The sequence below is a fragment of the Mycobacterium sp. genome (genome assembly GCF_035603715.1).
GTDB lineage: Bacteria > Actinomycetota > Actinomycetes > Mycobacteriales > Mycobacteriaceae > Mycobacterium.
In genome coordinates, this window is the sequence record NZ_DATNJW010000566.1 from 1 (window position 1) to 5,024 (window position 5,024).

Annotated in this window: 7 protein-coding genes; 1 reads left to right on the plus strand and 6 read right to left on the minus strand. The window is 66.8% G+C overall.

Annotation, left to right across the window (positions count from 1 at the left end; translation table 11 throughout):
- On the plus strand, positions 1–1,097 hold a 1,097-nt coding region (locus VN856_RS23110; protein WP_325693442.1), incomplete at its 5' end, for a DUF2993 domain-containing protein.
- Here VN856_RS23110 and deoC read toward each other — a convergent pair.
- The 6 genes from deoC to VN856_RS23140 all read right to left on the minus strand — a co-directional run.
- Positions 1,094–1,765 (minus strand): deoxyribose-phosphate aldolase, encoded by a 672-nt coding sequence (gene deoC, locus VN856_RS23115; protein WP_325693444.1) that lies wholly within the window; start codon positions 1,763–1,765, stop codon positions 1,094–1,096. The two genes, VN856_RS23110 and deoC, sit on opposite strands and share 4 nt — an antisense overlap.
- Positions 1,765–2,187: a DUF2599 domain-containing protein gene (locus VN856_RS23120; protein WP_325693446.1), complete on the minus strand. Its 423-nt coding sequence runs from the start codon at positions 2,185–2,187 to the stop codon at positions 1,765–1,767. Before VN856_RS23120 ends, deoC begins: the two co-directional genes overlap by 1 nt.
- A gap of 4 nt (positions 2,188–2,191) precedes the next feature.
- On the minus strand, positions 2,192–2,416 hold the full coding sequence (locus tag VN856_RS23125) for a DUF2516 family protein (protein WP_414687031.1): 225 nt from the start codon (positions 2,414–2,416) through the stop codon (positions 2,192–2,194).
- Between the two features lie 166 nt (positions 2,417–2,582).
- Complete coding sequence (locus VN856_RS23130; protein WP_325693448.1) at positions 2,583–3,194, minus strand: heparin-binding hemagglutinin; 612 nt, start codon at positions 3,192–3,194, stop codon at positions 2,583–2,585.
- A 57-nt stretch (positions 3,195–3,251) separates the two neighbouring features.
- A complete protein-coding gene (locus VN856_RS23135; protein ID WP_325693451.1) occupies positions 3,252–3,644 on the minus strand; it encodes a helix-turn-helix transcriptional regulator in 393 nt (130 codons plus the stop codon).
- Between the two features lie 106 nt (positions 3,645–3,750).
- Positions 3,751–5,024 (minus strand): DUF445 domain-containing protein (locus VN856_RS23140; RefSeq protein WP_325693453.1); only part of this gene is annotated, 1,274 nt, incomplete at its 5' end.

A 5,024-nucleotide genomic window follows, 5' to 3' on the forward strand; every position in this document is an offset into this window, starting at 1 on the left:
CGCCGGAAAGAGGCCGCCCGCCGAAGCCGCCCGGACCACCCAACCGCGGCTTCTTCCCGCGCCGTCAGCCCCCGCCACCGTCGGAGTCACCGACCCGCCACATCCCCCAGCCGGGGCGTCCGCAGCCACCGTCCAGCCGCGACGTGCCGCGGCCACAGCAGCCCGGGCGTCCGCCGGGCCGGCCGCCGCAGCAACCGCCCCCACCGCCACGCCAACCGCAGCAGGCCGGCCTGCCGCCCAACCCGCGGCCGCAGCAGCCGGGCCCGCCGGCCCAGCCGCACGAAAGCCTGACGACCCGGATATCGATACCCACGCCGCCGCCTCCGCCGTCCGCGGAATCGAAGGAGTCGGGCCGACGTAAGTTCTTCGCGAATCGGACGTCGCTGCTGTTGATCTTGTTGATCGTGGCGCTGGTGGTCATCGCGATACCGATTGGCGGTGAGTTGTACGCCCGCCACGTCGCCAGCACCAAGGTCGCGAACGCGGTGCAGTGCGAGGTGCAGGACAGCTCGAACGTGTCGTTCTCCCCCGCTCCACCGGTGTTGTGGCAGTACCTCAGCAAGAACTACAGCGACATCTCCGTGCAGACGGCCGGCAACCAGGTGCGCTCGGCCAAAGGCATGAAGGTCAGCTTCGACATCCGCGACATCAAGTTGAACAACAGCAACAACTCTCAGGGCACGATCGGCTCGATCAACGGGACGGTCACCTGGTCATCGGACGGCATCAAACAGTCGATCCAGAACGCAGTTCCGGTACTCGGCGCTTTCGTCAGCAGTGGCGTCACCACCAACCCCGGCGACGGCACCATCCAGATGAAAGGCCTGCTCAACAGTGCCACCGTCAAGCCGCAGATCGTCAACAACGGGCTGTCGCTTCAGGTGGTCGATGTGAGCGCGCTCGGCTCCAAGGTGTCCACAGACACGGCGCAGAAATACCTGGACGACCTGATGGCCAAGGCCACCAAGAATTACCCGCTGGGTCTGAAGGCCGACAGCATCAAGGTCACCGACAGCGGGGTGGAGGCCACGTTCTCCAGCAGCAACGCGACCATCCCGGCCGGCGGCAGCACCGATACCTGCCTGGCCAACCTCTAGCCGAGGCCGTCCAGCACAGCGCGGGTGCCCGACAGCCCCAGCCGGGTGGCGCCCGCATCGAGCATCGCCACCGCGGCGTCGGCGCTGCGAATGCCGCCGCTGGCTTTGACCCCCAACCGTCCGCCCACGGCGTCGGCCATCAACTCCACGGCCGCGACAGACGCGCCGCCGGCGGGGTGAAAACCCGTGGAGGTCTTCACGAAATCCGCGCCGGCGTCTTCGGCGGCACGGCAGACCGCGGTCAGGGTGCGTTCGTCGGCCAGCGTCAACAGGGCGGCCGACTCGACGATCACCTTGAGCACGGCACCGGGCACTGCGGCGCGTACCGCCGCGATGTCCGACCGGACGGCATCGATGTCGCCGGCGATCGCCGACCCGACGTCGATGACCATGTCGATCTCACCCGCGCCGGATGCGATGGCCTGTGCGGCTTCTCGCGCCTTCAGCTCGGGTAGGTGCTTGCCCGACGGGAAACCCGCGACCGCTGCGACCAGCACCCCCGCATGGGTTGCGTTGGGCACCATCGACGGCGAGACGCAGACCGCGCAGACGCCCAGCGCTGCGGCTTCGTCGGCGACCGCGGCCACCTCAGCGGCCGTAGCCTCGGGCTTGAGCAGGGTGTGATCGACGAGAGCGGCCACCTGCTCGCGGGTCCAGCGGCCAGGCATCAGAACGGCTCTCGCCCGCCGCCGGGATTGCAGCCTGTGCCGACCATCGTCGCGTCGTCCACGACCGGGCGCCACGGCTCCAGATTCCAGCTGCCCTTGCCCGGTTGCACGGTCTCGGCCAGTTCCCAGTGGCATTGGAATTGCTGACGCATGCCAGGCGTGCCGGCATTCGGGGCCAGCGCCAGCACCTCGGCCCATGCCTCGTCGGCCGCAGGCGTCGACGATCCGAGCTGGCGTGCCGCATCGCGCCCTGACCGCGTCGGATAGACCCGCAGACTGGGTTGCTGGTTCCACTGCGTCCACTCGGCGTGGTCGATGAACGGCGGCGGGTAAGCCAGCGTGCCGGGACCGGGTTCGGCGGATGCCGGAGCGATACCCGACAACACGCCGATCGCGGTCACCGCGAGGGTCAGAACTCGCATACCGCTATCGCGACTTACCCTGAATCTCAAGAAGTTTGGGCCGCACATCGACTAGGTAGACACCGGCTGCGCAGGCGCCGATGGTCGCCCCGAGCGCACTGAGCATCATGGTCAGCGGCACTGAGGCACCCAAGATCAACAACCAGACCGGCTTGGTCATCTTGTCGGCAGCCGTGTAGGCGTCGGGCCGCTGCATTGCCGCGTGCACGAAGGCGTAGAGCGCTGTCATCGCCACGGCGACCTGCAAGACCAAAAGGACGCTATTCACAAGACTCACGCAGTAAGCGTAAGCGGGAGGCGCTAGAAACGTCGACTCCGAGTCACCCTTAAGGGCGACTCGGAGTCGAGTGGTTGATCGGTCCGCCCTACCCGAGTGGGCAACGCGGACCGCCGGATCACTTCTGGGTGACCTTCTTGGCCGGAGCCTTCTTGGCCGGAGCCTTCTTGGCGGGCGCCTTCTTGGCCGGAGCCTTCTTGGCGACAGCCTTCTGCGCCTTCTTGGCGCCCGAGTCGGCCTTCTTGGGCAGCTCGATGCCGACCAGCTTGGCGGCACGCTCGCCGACCGCGCGGGTCTGCGACGCAACGGTGCCCAGCGCCTCCTGGGTCAGCTCGACCGCCTGGTCGACGTAGCCCTCGGCACGCTCGGAGACGTCGTCCAGACCGGACTGGCTGCGCAGGCGCTCCAGAGCGGCCTCGCCACGCTCGACCAGGTCGTTGTAGCGAGAGGTCGCGGCCTCGACGTAGCCCTCAGCGGCGCTGCGGAGCTCATCTGCGGTGAAGCGCTCGCGCAGGTCACGCAGCTGCTCGGGCAGGTCCTCCTGCAGCTTGGTCAGGCGAGCACGGCTCTCCTCGACTCGGCTGCGGGTGTCGGTGCGAGTCTCCTCGGCGCGCTCACGCAGCTCGGCGAGCAGGTCGTTGACCGTGGCCAGGGCCAGGTCAGCGGCGCCCAGTGCCGCAAGCAGCGGGGCCTTCAGGTCTTCGATGGACGGGTTGTTGTTGTCCGCCATGTTGTTTCCTTTCGTCATTCTCGTTGTGCGTCTGTGGATTACGTTGGATTTCCGGGTTTATGCAGAGGTGGTCTCCTCCCGGGCAGCCTCGTTTTGCTGCACGAAGGACGTGTAGATGTCCAGCAGAACCTGCTTTTGCCCCTCAGTGATCGTCGTGTCGGTGACGATCGCGTCGCGGACCTCGTTTTTCGGGCCGGGCTCGAGCATCCCGGCCTGGATGTAGAGAACCTCCGCAGAGACCCGCAGCGCCTTGGCGAGTTGGTTGAGAACACCCGCCGACGGCTTACGCAATCCGCGCTCGATCTGGCTGAGATACGGATTGCTGACACCGGCTTTTTCCGCCAGCTGTCGCACCGATACCTGAGCCGCCTCACGCTGCGCTTTGATGAAGCTGCCGATATCCGACGCAGCGGTAGACACCACAGCGGCAAGGTTTTCGTCTTGCGTCATGGCGACCCCTCGCGTTGGCTGGTAGGTGCGAACGCGCTCACGGTAGCTAACTAGTGCTAGCTTTTGCAAGCACTGTTAGCACGGCTCAGAACTTTTGCAAGCACTCCTAGAACAGCAGCTGCGCGAGTCCGTAGATGATCAGACCGGCCAGCGAGCCCACCACAGTGCCGTTGATGCGGATAAATTGCAGGTCACGGCCCACATGCAGCTCGATGCGCCGGCTGGCCTCCTCGGCGTCCCAACGCTCGATAGTGTCGGTAATGATCGCTGTGATCTCTACCCCATATTGACCGACCAGATGCTCGGCCCCACGGACGATCCAGTTATCGACCTTGTCGCGTAATTCCGCGTCGTCTCGTAGCGATTCGCCGATGCTCACCACCGCGTCGGTGATGCGCGTGCGCAGTGCGCTGGACGGGTCGTCGACCCCTTCGAGCACCAGCCGTTTGAGCGTCCTCCAGGCCGTCGCCGCGGCGTTGGTGACTTCCTCGCGCGACATCAGCTGCTCTTTGACCGCTTCGGCCCGCGCGATCGTCGCATCGTCGTGCTGGAGATCGTCGGCGAACTCGAAGAGGAAACGGGTCGCCGACCGTCGCAGCTCGTGTTCCGGATTGCGACGAACCTTGTCGGTGAAGTCCATCAGCTCGCGGTGGATGCGGTCGCCGACGAGATGGTCGATGAATCGCGGCGACCAGGTCGGCGAATCGCGCTCGATCACCCGCTGGATCACCTCTCCGGCGTTCAGCGACCACTGGAAGGCCCGGTCGGCCAGCAGTTGAATCAGCGCCTCCTGCCGGTTCTCGGCAAGCAGCGTGGACAGCACCCGTCCCACCGGCGGACCCCACTGCGGCTCGGCGATGCGCCGCACGATCATCCGGTCGATCACCTGCTGAACGTCGTCGTCGCGCAGCAGTTCCACCACCACCCGCAGCACCGTGGCCGACTCTGCGGCCACCCGCTCGGCGTGCGACGTTTCCGAGAGCCACTTGCCGAGCCGGCTCGGGATCTGCGCGTCGCGGATCTTGGTGCCGACCACCTCCGGCGACAGGAAGTTCTCCCGGACGAAGGTGCCGAGGCCCTCGCCGAGCTGGTCCTTCTTGCGCTTGATGATCGCGGTGTGCGGGATCGGGATGCCCAACGGGTGCTTGAACAACGCGGTCACCGCGAACCAGTCCGCGAGCGCGCCGACCATGCCGGCCTCCCCGGCGGCCCCCACATAGCCGACCCAGGCGTCGGTGAAGCCGGCGGCCTGGGCCCAACGGCAACCGAGGAACACCCCGGTGGCGCCGATCAGAAAACTCAGCGCCACGACCTTCATCCGACGCAGTCCCTGCCGGCGCTCGGCATCGGCCTGCGGGTCCGCGCCGGCGAACGACTCCG

Bases quoted from the DNA above. Each gene is read 5' to 3' on its own strand.
- deoC (WP_325693444.1), bottom strand. From the start codon at position 1,765: ATGCCTGGCCGCTGGACCCGCGAGCAGGTGGCCGCTCTCGTCGATCAC.
- VN856_RS23120 (WP_325693446.1), bottom strand. From the start codon at position 2,187: ATGCGAGTTCTGACCCTCGCGGTGACCGCGATCGGCGTGTTGTCGGGT.
- VN856_RS23125 (WP_414687031.1), bottom strand. From the start codon at position 2,416: ATGACAGCGCTCTACGCCTTCGTGCACGCGGCAATGCAGCGGCCCGAC.
- VN856_RS23130 (WP_325693448.1), bottom strand. From the start codon at position 3,194: ATGGCGGACAACAACAACCCGTCCATCGAAGACCTGAAGGCCCCGCTG.
- VN856_RS23135 (WP_325693451.1), bottom strand. From the start codon at position 3,644: ATGACGCAAGACGAAAACCTTGCCGCTGTGGTGTCTACCGCTGCGTCG.